Genomic DNA, 16,153 nt, shown 5'->3' on the forward strand with positions numbered 1-16,153 from the left:
CCCTCATCAGACCGGGACAATTCCGGAAAATCCCATAAAGGCTAAAGACAAAAGGCCCGCCACAATCAGCGCGATACCTGATCCCTGCAGACACTTGGGAATATTGCTGAATCTCAGCTCCTGTCTAATGCCCGCCATGATCACCAAAGCCAAGGTAAAACCAAGGCCTGCACCAAGGCTGAACACAATGGACTGAATAAGATTGTATTCCCTTTGAGCAATGATCAGGGCTAGCCCCAGGATGGCGCAGTTTGTGGTAATCAACGGCAAGAAGATTCCCAGGGCGCGATACAGCACCGGACTGACCTTCTTCAGGAACATCTCCACAAGCTGCACCAGCACAGCGATTACGAGAATAAACATCACGTTCCGCAGATAGGGAATGCCAAGTTGGACCAGAATATAGCGGTTCAACAACCAAGTGGCCACACTAGACACGGTCAATACGAAAGTGGTGGCCATCCCCATCCCGAAGGCCGTATCCAGCTGTTTGGATACGCCAAGGAAGGGACAAATCCCCAAAAACTGAACTAAGACGAAGTTATTGACCAGAACCGACCCGATGAATATGAACAGCAGTTCCAACCTTGGCCCTCCTTCCCGCATCTTTCCGGAACAACGTTCCCTGGGCAATCGCCGTGCTTAACCAATTTACCAGTCCAACTAACAGTCCCAAGGTAAAGAAGGCCCCCGGCGGCGTAATCATGATCACCCACGGGGTAAATCCCTCCCACAAAAGTCGATAACCAAAAATGGTGCCGGCTCCCAGGATCTCTCGAATGGAGCCTAAGGTTACCAAGGCAATGGTAAACCCTAGGCCCATACCAATTCCATCGAGGAAAGAGCGATATACTGGCATCTTCGAGGCAAAGGCTTCCGCTCTACCAAGAATGAGGCAGTTAACGGTAATAAGCGGGATATACAAGCCCAATACCCGATGGATCCCGGGGACATACGCCGCCAACACCAAGTCCACAACGGTAACAAAGGTGGCGATAATCACGATATAGCACGGAATACGCACCTCGGCCGGAATCTGTTTTCGAAGGAGAGAGATAATCACGTTAGAACACGCCAGCACGAAAACCACCGAAAGACCCATCACAAAACCATTGGTGGCGGTAGTCGTAATAGCCAAAGTAGGGCACATTCCGATCAGCATCCGAAAGGTCGGATTCTCTTTCCAAAGTCCCCGGATTAAATCTGAAAACATCCTTACCTAGCTCCTTCCCCTAGAGCTGGCACAAGCTCTTGGAAAATTTGACGTGCGCTTTCTTTAACAACGGTGTTTACAGCAACGCTGGAAACCGTGGCTCGGGTGATGGTATCAAATTCCGGTTCCTGCTCACTACCTGGATTCCAGCCAACATACTGCTCGAGGAACCAATCCTCTTCGATCTTGTCCCCCACATCAGGGGTCTCGGAATGACTCAGGATGTGCACACCGGTAATCGCCCCATCAGGTAGGCTCATGCCGATCAGCACCCGGATGTCACCTTTGAAGCCAGGCGCGGACTTCACGTAGGCTAGGCCAATATCCTTACCGGACTGGTCACGACCCACATAGACCTCCTCCGCCAAGCTGCTAAGATCGATGGAAAGATCCTCCTGCTCGAGGACAGCAAAGGACTTCGCCTCGGGCAATACAACGGCCAAGGACGCAGCCAATTCACTGTCCAGCCGCTCGTCGATCCGCTGCTTGGTGAAATTGTACACCAACGCCAGTACTGCAGCGGCGACTACGCAGACCACAACCAAGGTAGCCACCATCTTAGTTTTGTTAGACATGCTTTTTCACCTCCCCAAATATGCGTGGTTTAGTATAGTGGTTCAACATGGGTGTCACGGCATTCATCAAGAGAATTGAAAAACTCACGCCTTCAGGATAGGCCCCGTACAGGCGAATGAGCACCAAGATGATGCCGGCCCCAATACCAAAAATCCAACGACCTGTTTTAGTCATGGGGCTGGTGACCATGTCGGTGGCCATAAAGAAAGCACCGAGGATCAGTCCTCCAGCCAATAGGTGGAAAACGGGATCTTGACCCAGTATCCAGGTGAGAAGGAAAACAGTACCTAGATAGCCGACAGGAATTCGCCAGTCGATATAGCGCTTATATAACAACAACCCAGCTCCCACCAGCAAAGCCAAGGTACAAGTCTCCCCTAGACAACCGGGCACATTCCCCAAAAACAGATCCAGATAGGAAGTAACCACACCCTCGGACTTCATGAGCATCAATGGAGTGGCCTGAGAAAAGGCATCATAGGGTGTAGCCAGGCTCAGCCCATCAAAGGGCCAAGTCCACGTGGTCATGGCCGCGGGAAAGGCAACAGAAAGAAACACTCGACCGATCAAGGCCGGATTGAACGGGTTCTGGCCCAGACCACCAAAGATCTGCTTGCCTAGGAAAATCGCCACCACGGCTCCCACAATCGCCATCCAATAGGGTAGGGCCGGAGGCAAGTTAAAGGCCAGCAACAGGCCGGTGACCAAGGCACTGCCATCCCAGATAGTAATCGCTTGTCCTCGCAGCTTCTGGATCACCGCCTCCGCAACCATAGCCGCCACGATCGTTACAACCGTAAGGGCCAAAGCTCGGAAACCGAAATAATAGATGGCGCAGACCAGACTGGGCAACAAGGCCAAAGCCACCGTATACATAATCATCGGTACCGAGTCCTCGGCTTTTATATGGGGAGAAGCCCCCATCATCAGTTCCAGCTGATGTTCCGTTTCTTTCGCCAAAGCACTCTCCTCCAAACTATCCCACATTATCCCCGATTAAGCCCAACTTAGCTTTGGCCACTTGGATCCAGTGCACCAATGGTCGGTTTGACGGGCAGACGAAAGAACAACAACCACACTCAATGCAACACCTAGCACCATACTCTTCCGCGGCATCGAGTTCATCGTGCTCTGCAAAACGCGCAATGGCGGTGGGCACCAGGTATACAGGGCACACCTCAAGACAACGGCCACACTTGATGCAAGGATACACCACCTCGCGGCGCGCTTGCTCGCGGGTAAGAACAACGATACCCGTAGTATCCTTGGTGATCGGAACCCGCAAATCCGTGATGGCCGTGCCCATCATCGGACCACCGAGGATGATTTTCCCCGGATCCCCAACAAAACCCATGCAGGCCTCGATGAGATCCCCCACAGTCATCCCCAATGGTACCAAGTAGTTGCCGGGTTTGGCGATTCCTTCTCCGGTAACGGTCACCACCCGTTCTACCAACGGCCAACCCTTCACCAACGCCTGCCATACGGCGTAGGCCGTAGCCACATTATTCACCATCACGCCCACGTCCATGGGCAAACCGCCCCGCGGAACCTCCCGTTCTAGAATGCTGTAAATCAATTGCTTTTCGGCACCCTGCGGGTACTTGGTCCTCAAAGGTATAACACTGATCCCATCATCAGCCGCTTCCTGCAAAGCTTGAATAGCCTTGGGCTTATTGTCCTCGACTCCGATAAACACCTGCTCAGCCCCGACGGCCTTCGCCAAGGCCTTCGCCCCAAAGACTACCTCCTTGGGATGCTCCACCATCAAACGGTAGTCTCCTGTAAGGTAGGGCTCACACTCACACCCGTTGATGATCAGCGTCTGAATCACCTTATCCCGGGGTGGTGTCAGTTTGACATGGGTGGGAAATCCGGCACCTCCCATCCCCACAATGCCAGCCTTTTTCACAATGTCTACAATCTCACTGGGCTTCACTTCATCGAGACTTACCGGTGTGAGATCTGTCTGCCACACTTGCTTCTCCCCGGTCTCTATAACCACCGCGGGAACAGGACATCCCGAGTGATGCGGTTGGGGGGAAATATCTATAACAGTGCCACTGACACTGGCACAAATATTGGCGGATACTTTGCCGTCACACTGGGCGATAAGCTGACCCTTCTGTACCACATCCCCCTTCTTGACGACTACCTGCGCTAGAGCCCCGATATGCTGCTTGACGGGAAGCACGACGCGGGCCGGCGTCGGTACGGGAGTGATGGCACAATCACAGGTCAACTCCTTGTGATCCGCCATGGGCACGCCTCCCCGAAAGCTACCTACTCCCAACAGATTCACCCCTTAAGTTGAGCTATAACGATCCTAATCAAAAAAATATCGCCCACTAGCCACAGTCTTACACAGTTCAACTCCACGTCCTAGGCACTCTTGTAGATTGTGGGCCAGATCTAAATAAGCTTTCGCTTCTTTTTTCATATATATATACAGAAATACTGCGCAAATTATATAAACCTAGATAGAGATAATGCCCTATAATCCTTACTCCTTATAGGGCGCCAATGAACACAATTAGTCTAACATGATTAATCTTCATACGCAAGCGGCTAATCTGATCCAGCCGCTTGCAGACGGCTCAGGGCACGTTCCAGGGCCGCCTTTGCCCGGGCAGCGTCAATTTTCTCCATTTGCACCCGGGCCAAACGCTCCTCGGCCCGTCTTTTAGCGGCTAAGGCCCGATCCACATCGATTTCCTCAGCCCTTTCCGCCGCCTCGCTCAGAACGAGGACAGTGTTATCCCGAACACTGAGGTAGCCATTGTGCACCGCCAGTCTCTGAACGGTCCCGGCCGCTCTTACCCGAAACACGCCGGAACGAAGCATGGTCACCAAAGGGGCATGTCCAGGCATGATACCGATATCTCCATCAATGCTTCTGGCAATGATCATATCAGCTTCCCCAACAAATACCTTTCGTTCCGGGGTCAAAATCTTCACCGTCAGTGTTTTCTGGCTCAAAGTATCACCCCGTTATAACGACTTGGCCCGCTCCACCGCTTCGTCGATGGAACCTACATAACGGAAGGCTTCCTCCGGAAGATGGTCGTGTTTCCCTTCCAGGATTTCCTTGAAGCTGCGCACCGTCTCTTCCCTGGGCACATAGCGTCCCTCATAACCAGTGAAGGTCTCCGCCACAAAGAGGGGTTGGGATAGGAACTGTTGGATCCGCCGGGCCCGATTCACAATCAGTTTGTCCTCGTCCGACAACTCATCCATGCCCAAGATCGCGATAATGTCCTGCAATTCCTTATACCGCTGCAGGATCTCCTGGACACCCCGGGCCACACGATAATGCTCTTCGCCGACAATCCTTGGATCAAGGATTCGCGAGGTAGACGTCAACGGGTCCACCGCCGGATAGATCCCCAACTCTGCGATGCTACGTTGCAGGTTCGTCGTTGCATCCAAGTGGGCAAAGGTAGTGGCCGGCGCCGGATCCGTATAGTCATCAGCGGGGACGTAAATAGCCTGAATGGAGGTAATGGAACCCCGTTTGGTTGACGTAATCCGCTCCTGCAGTTGGCCTACGTCGGTGGCTAGCGTCGGCTGATACCCCACCGCCGAAGGCATCCGACCCAGCAGAGCCGACACTTCGGAACCCGCCTGAATAAAGCGGAAGATGTTATCAATGAACAAAAGGACGTCTCGGCCCTCTTCATCGCGGAAATACTCGGCCATAGTCAGTGCCGAAAGAGCAACACGCATTCTCGCCCCGGGAGGCTCGTTCATCTGACCGAAAACCAGGGTCGTCTTGTCCAAGACTCCCGACTCTTGCATCTCTAGCCATAGCTCATTGCCTTCCCTGGTGCGCTCCCCCACCCCGGCAAAGACGGAGTAACCGCCGTGCTCTGTGGCGATATTCCTGATGAGCTCCATAATCAGTACCGTTTTCCCGACACCGGCACCACCAAACAGACCAACCTTGCCACCCTTGGCATAGGGGGCCAACAGGTCGATTACCTTAATCCCCGTCTCCAGGATCTCCGTTTTCGTCTCCTGTTCGGTGAGGGGAGGAGCACTGCGATGAATCGGCCAATAGACTTCAGTTTCCACCGGTTCGCCCTCGTCAATGGTCTCGCCCAACACGTTAAAGATCCGACCGAGGGTAGCTTGACCCACCGGAACTTTGATCGGGCTTTGCGTATCAACGACTCTCATCCCACGTACCAATCCATCGGTGGCATCCATGGCCACACACCGGACCACATTGTCCCCGATGTGCTGTACCGCTTCCAGGACCAACTGAACCGTCTGGTCTTTCTCGTCTATCACATGAAGGGCGTTGTAAATATCCGGCAAATGCTCACTGGGGAACTCTACGTCCACCACAGGTCCGATTACCGTTAATACCCTACCATCCTGCATACTCTTGCTCCTTCCTCTGGGCAGACTCAGCACTACAGCGCTTCGGCACCACTGACAATCTCAATGATTTCCTTGGTGATCGCCTGCTGCCTTGCCCGATTCAACGATAGTCCCAGCTCATCAATCAGTTCTTGGGCATTTTCTGTGGCGGCATCCATTGCCGTCATCCGGCTGGCAAATTCAGCCACCTTCGCATCCAGCATCGCTCCATACAAGCGCGCCTGGATATAATTCGGTATGAGTTGGGTCAGGATCTTCTCCGCCGATGGTTCAAAGAGGACTCCCGAAAGGGCCTCAGTCCTGTGACTTGGCTGGATGGGCAACAGGGGAACCTCTTTGATTTCTTGGGTCAGTAGCGTACGGGCATGTACATGGACCACATGTAGCGACCTAATGATCCCAGACCGGTAGAATTCGACGATCAATTGCCCTATCTCCCGGGCTTGACTATAGTCCGGTGTATCCCCCAGCTGCAGATACTGGGCGAGGATCTCCTTCTGTCGTGTACGGAGTACGTCCCGACCCTTTTGCCCGATCACAATAAAGCAAGCATCAGGCTCCGCCCGGTCTAGGACATGCCGGAGTAAGTTGGCGTTGTAACCACCGGCAAGACCCAAGTCGGAAGAGATGACTAAATAACAGGGTTTGCCTTTACCGGGACGAAACAGATCGTACTCCGGATCATTTACCCCGTGGGCTACCAGATCAAGAAGCTCCGCCATACCTTCATGATAGGCCTGGTAGCTTCGGAACATAGCTTCAGCCTTCTGCAGCTTCACGGTGGCCACCAATTTCATCGCCCTTGTAATCTGCTGGGTGCTGGTTACGGATCGAATCCGTCTACGTAAATCCCGTGTACTCTCCATAGCTATCTCCCTCAGACCGTGATGTTAAGCGATGAAATCCTTCTTGAACTGCTCCACGGCCGCCCGTAGCTTACCCTCGATTTCCGGAGACAACTCCCCGGTGGTCTCAATGGAGTTGGCCACCTCGCCATGATGCCTCCGCATGTGATCCAAGAACTCCCGTTCAAACCGCAATACTTGATCTACAGGCAAATCATCCAGGTATCCATGCACTGCCACATAAATGGAGATTACCTGTTCTCCTATAGGCATCGGTTGATACTGGCCCTGCTTTAGGATCTCCCTGGTTCTTTCACCCCGCGTCAATCGGGCCTGAGTAGCCCTGTCCAGCTCCGAAGCAAAGCGAGCGAAGGCTGCAAGCTCCCGGTACTGGGCTTGATCCAGCCTGAGCCGGCCACCCACCTGTTTCATTGCCTTGATCTGTGCGGCACTACCCACCCGGGATACAGATAAACCCACGTTGATCGCCGGGCGGATACCGGCAAAGAACAAATCAGTCTCCAGGTAAATCTGTCCGTCAGTGATGGAAATCACGTTGGTGGGGATATAGGATGAAACATCGCCGGCCTGTGTCTCAATGATAGGTAAAGCTGTCAGAGAACCGCCACCGTGTTCGTCACTGAGTTTTGCCGCTCGTTCCAAAAGACGCGAATGCAGGTAGAACACATCTCCCGGGAAAGCTTCCCGGCCGGGGGGTCTTCTCAGCAAGAGGGACATTTCCCGGTAAGCGGTGGCATGTTTGGTAAGATCATCATAGACCACAAGGGCATGTTGGCCATTGTACATGAACTCTTCACCCATGGCACAGCCCGCGTAGGGAGCCACATAAAGCATTGGGGCCGGTTCACTGGCGGTGGCAACCACCACTACAGTATAGTCCATGGCACCGGCTTCCCGTAAAGTCTCCACGATCCGAGCCACTGTAGAAGCCTTCTGGCCAATGGCCACATAAATGCAGAACACACCTTTCCTCTTTTGGTTCAAGATGGTGTCAATGGCAATAGCCGTCTTACCAGTCTGCCGGTCTCCAATGATTAACTCCCGTTGCCCGCGACCGATGGGGGTCATAGAATCAATGGCCTTTATACCAGTCTGTAACGGCTCGGACACAGGACGTCGCTGCACAACACCGGGCGGACGGTTCTCGATGGGACGGAACTTGGTAGTGGCAATGGGTCCTTTGCCATCGATAGGTTGCCCCAGGGCATTGACTACCCGCCCCAACAAAGCCTCACCTACGGGTACTTCCATCACTCTGCCGGTCTTCTTTACCTGGTCTCCCTCGTGAACCCGGTTCACTTCACCCAGGAGTACAGCAGAAACAACATCCTCTTCCAAATTCAGGGCCATACCGTAAACACCATTGGGAAACTCCAAGAGTTCGCCGGCCATCACCGATTCCAAACCGAAAATGCGAGCAATACCGTCACCAACGGTTAGCACGGTACCGACCTCGGCGATGTCTATCTGTGGTGTAAAACCGTCGATCTGTTCCCTAATGATGGCACTAATCTCTTCAGGTCGTATACGCAACTACACCACCCATTTCGTTCCAGTTAACTAATGGTAAACTAATTCTCGTCGCAGCGCTTGCAAGAAGGTCCGAATGCTGCCATCAATTACCCGATCTCCCATGGTAAGCACCATACCTCCGATCAAGGTGGGATCGGTCACTGTACGCAGAAGGATCCTTTTCCCGGTGAGTTTCTCTAAGCGCTGCTGCAACAGTGTCTCCAATTTCTTCGGCAAGTCGACAGCAGTGGCAACCTGTACTTCCAGCACATTTTCATGCTCCGTTATGAGCATGGCAAACTCCTGGGCGACCTTACCCAATTCCTTGGCCCTGCCCCGTTTGAAAAGGAGGATTAGCAAGTTAGTAGTCTCTGGGCTAAAGGTCAATTGACAAACCTGCTCCAGCAGCTTTACCTTTTGCTCTGGAGTAATCCGAGGGTAAAAGAGGAGCCGCCGCAGATACACACTCTGTTCCAAAGCGGTGCCTAGCGCGGAAAACTCTGCCTTATACTGCTTTAGCTTACCTTCCTCCCGACCGCACTGAAAGATGGCCTGAGCATATTTCCTTGCAACGATGGACATCAGTTTTCACCTGTCTGTTCGCTGTCAATATATTGGTCCAGCTGGTTGATGAAGGCAGTCAGCATATCTTCGTGGGCCTTCGCATCCAGATTCTTAGCGATCACTTTCTCCGCCGCAGCCACGGCCAAGGTCGCCACATGCTCCTTCAACTCACTGACAGCCTTCTTTGCTTCCTGTTCCAATTCATTTTCGGCACGGCTTTTCATCTGAGCAATCTCCCGCCGGGCCTGTTCCACCATGTCTCGCTCGATCTCTTTAGAGCGTTCAATGGCCTTGTCAATGATCTGTCGCGCTTCATCGTGGGCCTGGTCCAATTGAGCTAAGTATTGACGGTGTTTCTCCAAAGCTTCCTCCCTGGCCCTGTTCGCCTCCTCCAGATCTTTGGCAATTCTCTGTTTGCGTTCTTCCATGAACTTGCTCACCGGCTTGTGCAACAACCAGTACAGCAGCAAAGTGAGGAGCAAAAAGTTCACAAGTTCCTGGACAAATACCCAAGGATCTACTAGCAAATCGTTTCCCCCCAATATTCCCAAAAGGAACCCGCAGCGTCAAGCTGCTGCGGGCTAGAACCTACCTCAAGACATCAACGGAATCCCGAAGGTAAAGATCATGAAGAGCGCAATCGCCAAGGCGTAGATACCAGTAGACTCAGCAATCGCGTCACCAAGGATCAAGGTTGTACGGATCTTATTCTCCGCCTCGGGCTGGCGGGCCACAGCTTCCACCGCCTTGCCCGCGGCAAACCCTTGACCAATACCGGGACCAATTCCAGCAATAAGTCCCAGGCCTGAACCTATACATACAGCGGCAATGACAATCGCGTTTGTTAGTTCCACGACTCATCCCCCTTTATTTGATGAGGTATATTTTCTACTATCCTCTAGCCTTTTGGGCAGGGAAAGCATCTTGCCATCATAGCTTCAAGTCAATGTAGGCGATGGCCAACAGAGTAAAGACCATCGCTTGGATGATTCCCATAAAGACACTGAACCAGCCTAGGAGCGGAACAGGAACCACCCAGGGAAAAAAGGAATACACAATCTGTAAAATAATCGCTCCGCCGATCATATTACCATAAAGACGGAAAGAATGGGACATGACTTGGGCGATCTCACTGATGATATTCATTGGCAACCAGAAGGGAAACGGGTCTAGATAACCTTTCAAGTAACTGCGCAATCCATGCTTCCTGATAGACGATACATGGGAAACCACGAAGACAATTAGAGCCAGCATCAACGTCGTACTGTAGTTGGACGTAGGTGTGGCAACCCCCGGAATCACTCCGATAATGTTTGAAATCAGAACAAACAACCCTATGCTCATGATCAATGGCACATAGGGCAGGCCCTTAGTCCCCATCATATCCACCACCAGGTTCGCAAAACCCTCAACGGCGATCTCCGCTATGTTTTGTAATCCGGAGGGAACCAGTGACATCTTACGGGTGGCCAAGAGAACAAAGACCAGAATTATGCCCATCACGACCCAGGTAGCCAACACAATGTCGCTTACGGGCATGCCAAAAATGTGAAAGACAATATTGACCTCCGCAGGATTACCCACAAATATCACCTACCATGTTCAGGGTTTTTTCTTCTGAGCGAAGAGATAACCCACTCTTCAAAGTATAAGCTGTAGATTGCAGGTTTAATCAAGAGCAACCCGATCACCGTCGTTAGGAAACTGATTTCGCTTCTGATCAGGGAAACTAGGATAGCGCCGCTTGCTAGTAACATCCGTTGAAAGTAGCTTGTCCGGGCATAGCGGACAGCTCCTTCTTTCGGGAGCTTTAGTTGGCGCTTTACAGATACTTCCAAGGCTCGAAACTGTAAGAAGGAAGTCAAGCATCCGAGCAGAAAACCATACACGGCACTGGGCTGTTTGCCAATCAGCGAGAGGAAAGCCAAAACCCCACCAAAGATCAACAACCGCCTTTGCACAGTTCCAATTAATCGGAGATCATCACTTAGGTTTTGGTGCACCTGCATCATCATCGAGTTCCTCAAATATCCTGAAGATTGCGGTCATCCCTCCAGCAATACCGAGAACCAACAAAACACAAGTAAACACAAATCTGGTTCCCAGACGGGCATCCAGCAGGCGGCCGAGCCACACCCCAAAGCCAGCACTAAAAACCATGGTCAGGCCAACCTGGGTCAATAAGGATAAGTACCGCAAGAACTCAGCGCCTTTTCGAACCATGGGAGCCACCGCCTCAAAATAACTGGAGCCCTTAGTACATAATCATAACCGTCTTTCCATATTGAGTCAATACTTGGGGACAAAGGACAACGGCACAAGCAGGAACTGCTGCACTAAGAAGAATAATCCCGTCGGTGGATGTGAGGAATTCGCTCGTCTCCAGGAATGCTTTCAGAAGCTAGGACAAGCCTTAGTCCCGCAACTCACCACCGGTGCGCCAAAGAATGTCGTTTCCCCCTTGCCTGACTTTTCAAAAAAGCCGTTCGACAGCAGAATCCAACATTCCCACATCGGCTAAAGCATCAAGGACCGTGTAGCGCTCCCTCACTACCGTGGCTTGACGTACGGCCCTGTGGAAATCCTCCCTGGAGATACCATAGTCCTCAAGGGACGATGGTGCGTTGATAGCGGCCAGTACCCGTCTTACCTGTTCAGGGTCTGGCAACCAGCTGCCGATTTCCCTCTGCAGCCAGGGAAGAGCCTCCTTTAGCCTCTGGAATTGAATGTGCCGCAGCTCTGGATCCTGGTACCGCGTGACACTGCCCCAAGATACCTCGGGTTGCCAGAGGGCGGGCTCCTTGGGCAAGTCCCTCGGAGAAAGGGATAAAAAGCTCCTGTACAATTCCAAGGACACCGGAAGCGTCAAAGCGATCCGAAGTCCATGGAGCAATCTGGGTTCCCCTGCCTCGAACTCCATCATCTCCAGGACGTGCCCAATGGCGTGTTCACTGCCCGATGCCGGCCTACTCGTTCCCGCCAGCAACATGGCAATTCCAGACTTCAACAATCCCTCCGTCAAAACTCTGATTCCCTCGACAGTCCGCAGATCCCTAGCCCAATCCACCTGCAAACACAAGCTGACAGCCTCCCGCGTCAACGTGTAGGCCCTAGAGCAGACTGACTCACCGGTGATGCAGTGGGCCAATTGCCAATCGGCCAAAGAGGTAAACTTGCCTAGAAGGTCGGCTATTCCTGCGGCAATCATCTCCGAGGGAGCGTCCCTTAACACTTCCAGATCCGCCATAATCACCCTGGGAGCGGGCAATCCGTAGGAACTCTTCCGCACACCTCGGCGAATCAAGGCAGCTACACCACAGGCGTATCCATCCATGGAGGGGGCTGTAGGCACCATTACATAGGGCATACGGATCTTCCCCGCCACAAACTTGACCAGGTCGCTGATGGTCCCCGAGCCAACCGCCACGAGAAACTGTGCCTTTAGGGGCACCTGGTCGAAAATATCCACTAGGTACTCCGCCGTCGGATAGACCTTTCGGGACTGGTCGAAGACAAGCATCTCCATGGGAAAGCCCGCATCCTTAAGACTCTGGAACACGTACTTTCCCGCAACGGTATAGGTGTTGGAATCCGCCACCAAAAAACCACAACCTGTAAATCCAAGTCCTGCAAGCAACCCACCCACCTGTGGCAACAGGTTTTCCTCCAGAATGATCCTTTGGATGGAGACCAAATGTCTCTGCCCACAGGAGCAGTCCCCACCATAGGACAATTCCTCCTGAGTGAATAGCGGCAACAAGAATTCGCTGTTCAAATCCTACACCTTCCCTTTCGAGCCAATCCAAAAGGCAGCCAGACAGGATTGTTCCCGAGTTGGGACGGGCCCGATCCGAGGGCCCCCCTGACTAACCACATTCGTCTCAAGACGCGGCACAATAAGATAACCCCAGCAAATATACTGGGGTTAACAAATCTCTACTGAGCATTCGTAAGATTAGCCTATTGCTTACCGATCTCCGGGAGCTGGATCCTCTTCTTGAATCATGGCGAGATTATCAATGTTCACCCGTTTTACCCGACCCTGGCCCAGACAGATCATACGCATCCTCTCGCGTTCATACTTGGTCGGTACCGTTCCACTTAGGGTGACCGTCTGGCTTTCGCACTCATAGCAAATCTCTATGTCGGAACCCTTAAGTAACCCTTCCTGGCGAAAGACATCCCGAAGTCCCCACTCCATCTCCCGGTTTTCGCTTCTTTCTCCTAGTTTGATTAACAACAAATCTTGGAAGGAACGCCAAATCCAATAGAACAGAAGACCAGAGACCAGCCAGAAGGGAATCAAAACAATCCCAATCTCACCAGCACCCAGGGCAAATACGGAAACGATAGAGGCAATAGGTACCACGAGCGCCGCAGTGATGGTGTCGTACCCCATTTTCACCGGCTTGCCCCGGAAATCAAAGGTGGCATAGTAGTAAGCATGCCTCTGACCGGACAGCCTCCGCAGATAGGCCAAAAGAACACCGAAACCACCCACGAGAATGGCCAGCCACCAAGTATTTCTTAAGTACGTCAGAATATAACTGATCGTCCTAGCCTTGTACATGTCAATATTTACCTGATAGGTATCGCCCATCAGTTCGATCAGGATCATGAGTAGACCGTACAACCCAATGAAGATGATTGGCAAGACCATGATCATGATCGACGCCAGAAAGCCGCAAAGAAGAACGATATTCAATGGAGAATAGGTCGCCCGGATATCATTCACAAAGGCTTGGACATTAACTTTCTTCACGTCCTCAATGGAATCATAGAAGACGGCCCGTCTTCTTGCTTTAGGATGTACTCTGCTTTCCCTGTTCATCGTGTGTTTCACCTCAAAACAATATTGTAATGGGCACTGATTTCACCCTTGTTACTTTACACAATCAACAACAAAAATCCTGCTGGAAGTTCAGTCCTTCCCTTCGAAAGAAAGGGCAAACTCCTGCAAACCCTCTACGGAAACGGGAGAGGTCTTAACCGCCCAAGGTACTCCCAGCCCCGAAAACAGCACTTTCTTCTCGCTGGCTTCATCCATAATCTTCCCGATGTCGCTAATGGAGGTGGCTATGGTATTCCCCTCAGGCTTCCTGATCACCCACTCCCCAGGAATGGGCATCACCCGTTGCGCCGATAGGTACGCACCATTCAAGCCACGTACAAAGGGCTCCGTATCTTCGATCGAGGAATAGACCGGCACCCCTTGCTCGATGGCATCGAGGAAGTTGTGGAAGACCCGGAGATACTCGTCCTCGAACACCGGCTCCCACTCTTCCACCTGGCCGTCATTCTTCTCGATCTTTACCCGGGCGGGATAGGACCGCACAAAGGTCGCCTTACCTTCGGTACCGTACACCTTGATTACCGGCGATTCATCAACGGGCGCACTTAAAGTGGCATAGTAGAATATCTCAACACCGTTGTCGGTCCGGGTAAAGACTGCGTTGGTATCCTCTCCCTCAATGGGATGGGCCCTATACAGTTCCGCCTGCACCAACTCGGGAGCGGCAAAACGGCCTTCTTGAGAGGAAGCCAGGAACAAACAGTTGTGGTAGATATGCGAAAGGGCATTGCTCAAAGGCCCATCCAGGACATAGGTAGATCCCAACTTGATCCTCCCTGCCCAATTGGCCCGCTGGTAGTAGGAATCTAATCTCTTCCATTTTCCCACCGCGGTGATCTGCTGGACCTGACCGAGTCCACCGGATACTAGATAGGCTTGCAGACGCCGTAAGGCGGTGCAAGAAATCTGTTGGAAACCGACTGCACAAACCTTACCTGAGGCCTGAGCCTTTTGCTTCAGGACCAGTAGTTCCTGGATTAAAACCGTGGGCGGTTTCTCCAAATAAACGTGAATCCCCCGCTCTAAAGCCGCCATTGCCATCTCGAAATGGAAGGGAATCGGAGTGGCAATATTCACCGCGTCCAGTTCTTCCTGGTCAAACATCTCAAGATAGTCTTCGTACACCTTCACCCCGGCCGATTGGAGTTTTTCTACCTCAGCGGCACACCCCTGGGGATACTTCTCCGCCACCGCCACCAGTTGAACCCGACCAGCCTCTTGGGCATGATGTACCATACGTAAATGTTGTTTCCCAAATCCACCAATTCCAATGATCCCAATCCTCAATCCCTGCAATTAAATGCCCCCTCTGTCTATACGATCTTTCTGGGAGAGATAGGATTTATAGTTGCGCCGCAAGTGTAACACCTCGCGGTACATCTGCAACCGGGACTGCACACCCCGACGAAGACCATACTTTCTCTCCTTCATCCAGTGACTGATCCCATGCAAGTCCAGATAAACATAGGGTACCTGATGCATTTCCGCGGCCTTGTTCATCAAGACCTCTACCCCAAACCGCGTCGGTGTCAAGTCTGGCAACAACTCAATAAACTCTCTTGTCAAAGCCCGTTGGCCGTTAAGTATGGGAAAATAGCGCTGGGCCAAATCAACGAGGACAAATCCTTTTACAAAACGTCCGATCGCCATCTGGTAACCACTAGTAAGTATACCATCCAGTAAGATGTTTACATGTTCCGGTTGCAGACCAATAAGATCCGCATCCAAAAACAAAAAAACGTCCGCATCGGTGGCATAGTCTATCCCCGTTTGCAAAGCGGCTCCCTTACCCCGATTCTCCGCGTGGCGAAGAATCTTTACCGGATAGGTCTCTGCTCTCTGGGCTGTATTATCCGTGGAACCATCATCGATGACTACTACTTCATCGATCCGTTGATGCGCGGTAACCACCTTCAAAACATCGCCTATCCTGGGCTCCTCATCGAAGGCCGGTATTAAAGCCACTACCTTCTTCTCACACATGTTCATGATTCTCCCGGTTTCCTATCTTATCCATTATACAAAAGGACATGCTACTCTGCAATAACCCTAGGGGACGAGTGAGTCAAGCATAAGTGGGGGAGAGCTCCCTCTCCAATATTTGGAAGTCAGAAACTGCTACCCTCGGTCAGCAGTCTGTTGAAGAAGTTCGACATCCCCCCGGAAGAAGTCCTGCCTGCGTAA

19 protein-coding genes are annotated in these 16,153 nt (G+C 52.2%); all 19 read right to left on the reverse strand.

Annotated elements, in window-relative coordinates; genetic code table 11:
• Positions 1-6: 6 nt before the first annotated feature.
• On the reverse strand, positions 7-606 hold the full coding sequence (rsxA, locus tag GXX57_07170; protein ID HHV44432.1) for an electron transport complex subunit RsxA: 600 nt from the start codon (positions 604-606) through the stop codon (positions 7-9).
• Positions 542-1,213: an electron transport complex subunit E gene (locus GXX57_07175; GenBank protein ID HHV44433.1), complete on the reverse strand. Its 672-nt coding sequence runs from the start codon at positions 1,211-1,213 to the stop codon at positions 542-544. The genes rsxA and GXX57_07175 overlap by 65 nt, the downstream gene beginning before the upstream one ends.
• Before the next feature lie 2 nt (positions 1,214-1,215).
• Complete coding sequence (locus tag GXX57_07180; GenBank protein ID HHV44434.1) at positions 1,216-1,788, reverse strand: FMN-binding protein; 573 nt, start codon at positions 1,786-1,788, stop codon at positions 1,216-1,218.
• Entirely contained in the window at positions 1,781-2,776 is a 996-nt protein-coding gene (locus GXX57_07185; protein ID HHV44435.1) for an RnfABCDGE type electron transport complex subunit D, read from the reverse strand. The genes GXX57_07180 and GXX57_07185 overlap by 8 nt, the downstream gene beginning before the upstream one ends.
• Complete coding sequence (gene rsxC / locus GXX57_07190) at positions 2,766-4,091, reverse strand: electron transport complex subunit RsxC (GenBank protein HHV44436.1); 1,326 nt, start codon at positions 4,089-4,091, stop codon at positions 2,766-2,768. Before rsxC ends, GXX57_07185 begins: the two co-directional genes overlap by 11 nt.
• A gap of 266 nt (positions 4,092-4,357) precedes the next feature.
• Entirely contained in the window at positions 4,358-4,768 is a 411-nt protein-coding gene (locus GXX57_07195) for a F0F1 ATP synthase subunit epsilon (protein HHV44437.1), read from the reverse strand.
• A 12-nt stretch (positions 4,769-4,780) separates the two neighbouring features.
• Positions 4,781-6,175, reverse strand: a complete 1,395-nt coding sequence (atpD, locus tag GXX57_07200) for a F0F1 ATP synthase subunit beta (GenBank protein ID HHV44438.1) — start codon at positions 6,173-6,175, stop codon at positions 4,781-4,783.
• 32 nt (positions 6,176-6,207) lie between these two features.
• The gene (atpG, locus tag GXX57_07205) at positions 6,208-7,041 is read right to left on the reverse strand and encodes an ATP synthase F1 subunit gamma (protein HHV44439.1); all 834 of its coding nucleotides are present in this window, start codon (positions 7,039-7,041) and stop codon (positions 6,208-6,210) included.
• A 24-nt stretch (positions 7,042-7,065) separates the two neighbouring features.
• Entirely contained in the window at positions 7,066-8,574 is a 1,509-nt protein-coding gene (locus GXX57_07210; GenBank protein ID HHV44440.1) for a F0F1 ATP synthase subunit alpha, read from the reverse strand.
• Positions 8,575-8,601: 27 nt separating this feature from the next.
• A complete protein-coding gene (gene atpH / locus GXX57_07215) occupies positions 8,602-9,135 on the reverse strand; it encodes an ATP synthase F1 subunit delta (GenBank protein ID HHV44441.1) in 534 nt (177 codons plus the stop codon).
• Positions 9,135-9,644 (reverse strand): F0F1 ATP synthase subunit B, encoded by a 510-nt coding sequence (atpF, locus tag GXX57_07220; GenBank protein ID HHV44442.1) that lies wholly within the window; start codon positions 9,642-9,644, stop codon positions 9,135-9,137. Before atpF ends, atpH begins: the two co-directional genes overlap by 1 nt.
• A 66-nt stretch (positions 9,645-9,710) precedes the next feature.
• Positions 9,711-9,971 (reverse strand): ATP synthase F0 subunit C, encoded by a 261-nt coding sequence (gene atpE, locus GXX57_07225; GenBank protein HHV44443.1) that lies wholly within the window; start codon positions 9,969-9,971, stop codon positions 9,711-9,713.
• Positions 9,972-10,047: 76 nt separating this feature from the next.
• Positions 10,048-10,701, reverse strand: a complete 654-nt coding sequence (atpB, locus tag GXX57_07230; GenBank protein HHV44444.1) for a F0F1 ATP synthase subunit A — start codon at positions 10,699-10,701, stop codon at positions 10,048-10,050.
• 5 nt (positions 10,702-10,706) lie between these two features.
• Entirely contained in the window at positions 10,707-11,132 is a 426-nt protein-coding gene (locus tag GXX57_07235; GenBank protein ID HHV44445.1) for an ATP synthase subunit I, read from the reverse strand.
• Entirely contained in the window at positions 11,101-11,298 is a 198-nt protein-coding gene (locus tag GXX57_07240) for an AtpZ/AtpI family protein (GenBank protein ID HHV44446.1), read from the reverse strand. Before GXX57_07240 ends, GXX57_07235 begins: the two co-directional genes overlap by 32 nt.
• A 292-nt stretch (positions 11,299-11,590) precedes the next feature.
• The gene (locus GXX57_07245; protein HHV44447.1) at positions 11,591-12,874 is read right to left on the reverse strand and encodes a sn-glycerol-1-phosphate dehydrogenase; all 1,284 of its coding nucleotides are present in this window, start codon (positions 12,872-12,874) and stop codon (positions 11,591-11,593) included.
• A 210-nt stretch (positions 12,875-13,084) separates the two neighbouring features.
• Positions 13,085-13,948: a hypothetical protein gene (locus GXX57_07250; GenBank protein ID HHV44448.1), complete on the reverse strand. Its 864-nt coding sequence runs from the start codon at positions 13,946-13,948 to the stop codon at positions 13,085-13,087.
• Between the two features lie 90 nt (positions 13,949-14,038).
• Entirely contained in the window at positions 14,039-15,265 is a 1,227-nt protein-coding gene (locus GXX57_07255; protein ID HHV44449.1) for a Gfo/Idh/MocA family oxidoreductase, read from the reverse strand.
• On the reverse strand, positions 15,266-15,952 hold the full coding sequence (locus GXX57_07260; GenBank protein ID HHV44450.1) for a glycosyltransferase family 2 protein: 687 nt from the start codon (positions 15,950-15,952) through the stop codon (positions 15,266-15,268).
• Positions 15,953-16,153 lie beyond the last annotated feature (201 nt).

The sequence above is a fragment of the Bacillota bacterium genome, assembly GCA_012839765.1.
Taxonomy (GTDB): domain Bacteria; phylum Bacillota; class Limnochordia; order DUMW01; family DUMW01; genus DUMW01.

Bases quoted from the DNA above. Each gene is read 5' to 3' on its own strand.
- rsxA (HHV44432.1), bottom strand. From the start codon at position 606: ATGCGGGAAGGAGGGCCAAGGTTGGAACTGCTGTTCATATTCATCGGG.
- GXX57_07175 (HHV44433.1), bottom strand. From the start codon at position 1,213: ATGTTTTCAGATTTAATCCGGGGACTTTGGAAAGAGAATCCGACCTTT.
- GXX57_07180 (HHV44434.1), bottom strand. From the start codon at position 1,788: ATGTCTAACAAAACTAAGATGGTGGCTACCTTGGTTGTGGTCTGCGTA.
- GXX57_07185 (HHV44435.1), bottom strand. From the start codon at position 2,776: ATGTGGGATAGTTTGGAGGAGAGTGCTTTGGCGAAAGAAACGGAACAT.
- atpD (HHV44438.1), bottom strand. From the start codon at position 6,175: ATGCAGGATGGTAGGGTATTAACGGTAATCGGACCTGTGGTGGACGTA.
- atpG (HHV44439.1), bottom strand. From the start codon at position 7,041: ATGGAGAGTACACGGGATTTACGTAGACGGATTCGATCCGTAACCAGC.
- atpH (HHV44441.1), bottom strand. From the start codon at position 9,135: ATGTCCATCGTTGCAAGGAAATATGCTCAGGCCATCTTTCAGTGCGGT.
- GXX57_07235 (HHV44445.1), bottom strand. From the start codon at position 11,132: ATGATGATGCAGGTGCACCAAAACCTAAGTGATGATCTCCGATTAATT.
- GXX57_07250 (HHV44448.1), bottom strand. From the start codon at position 13,948: ATGAACAGGGAAAGCAGAGTACATCCTAAAGCAAGAAGACGGGCCGTC.
- GXX57_07260 (HHV44450.1), bottom strand. From the start codon at position 15,952: ATGTGTGAGAAGAAGGTAGTGGCTTTAATACCGGCCTTCGATGAGGAG.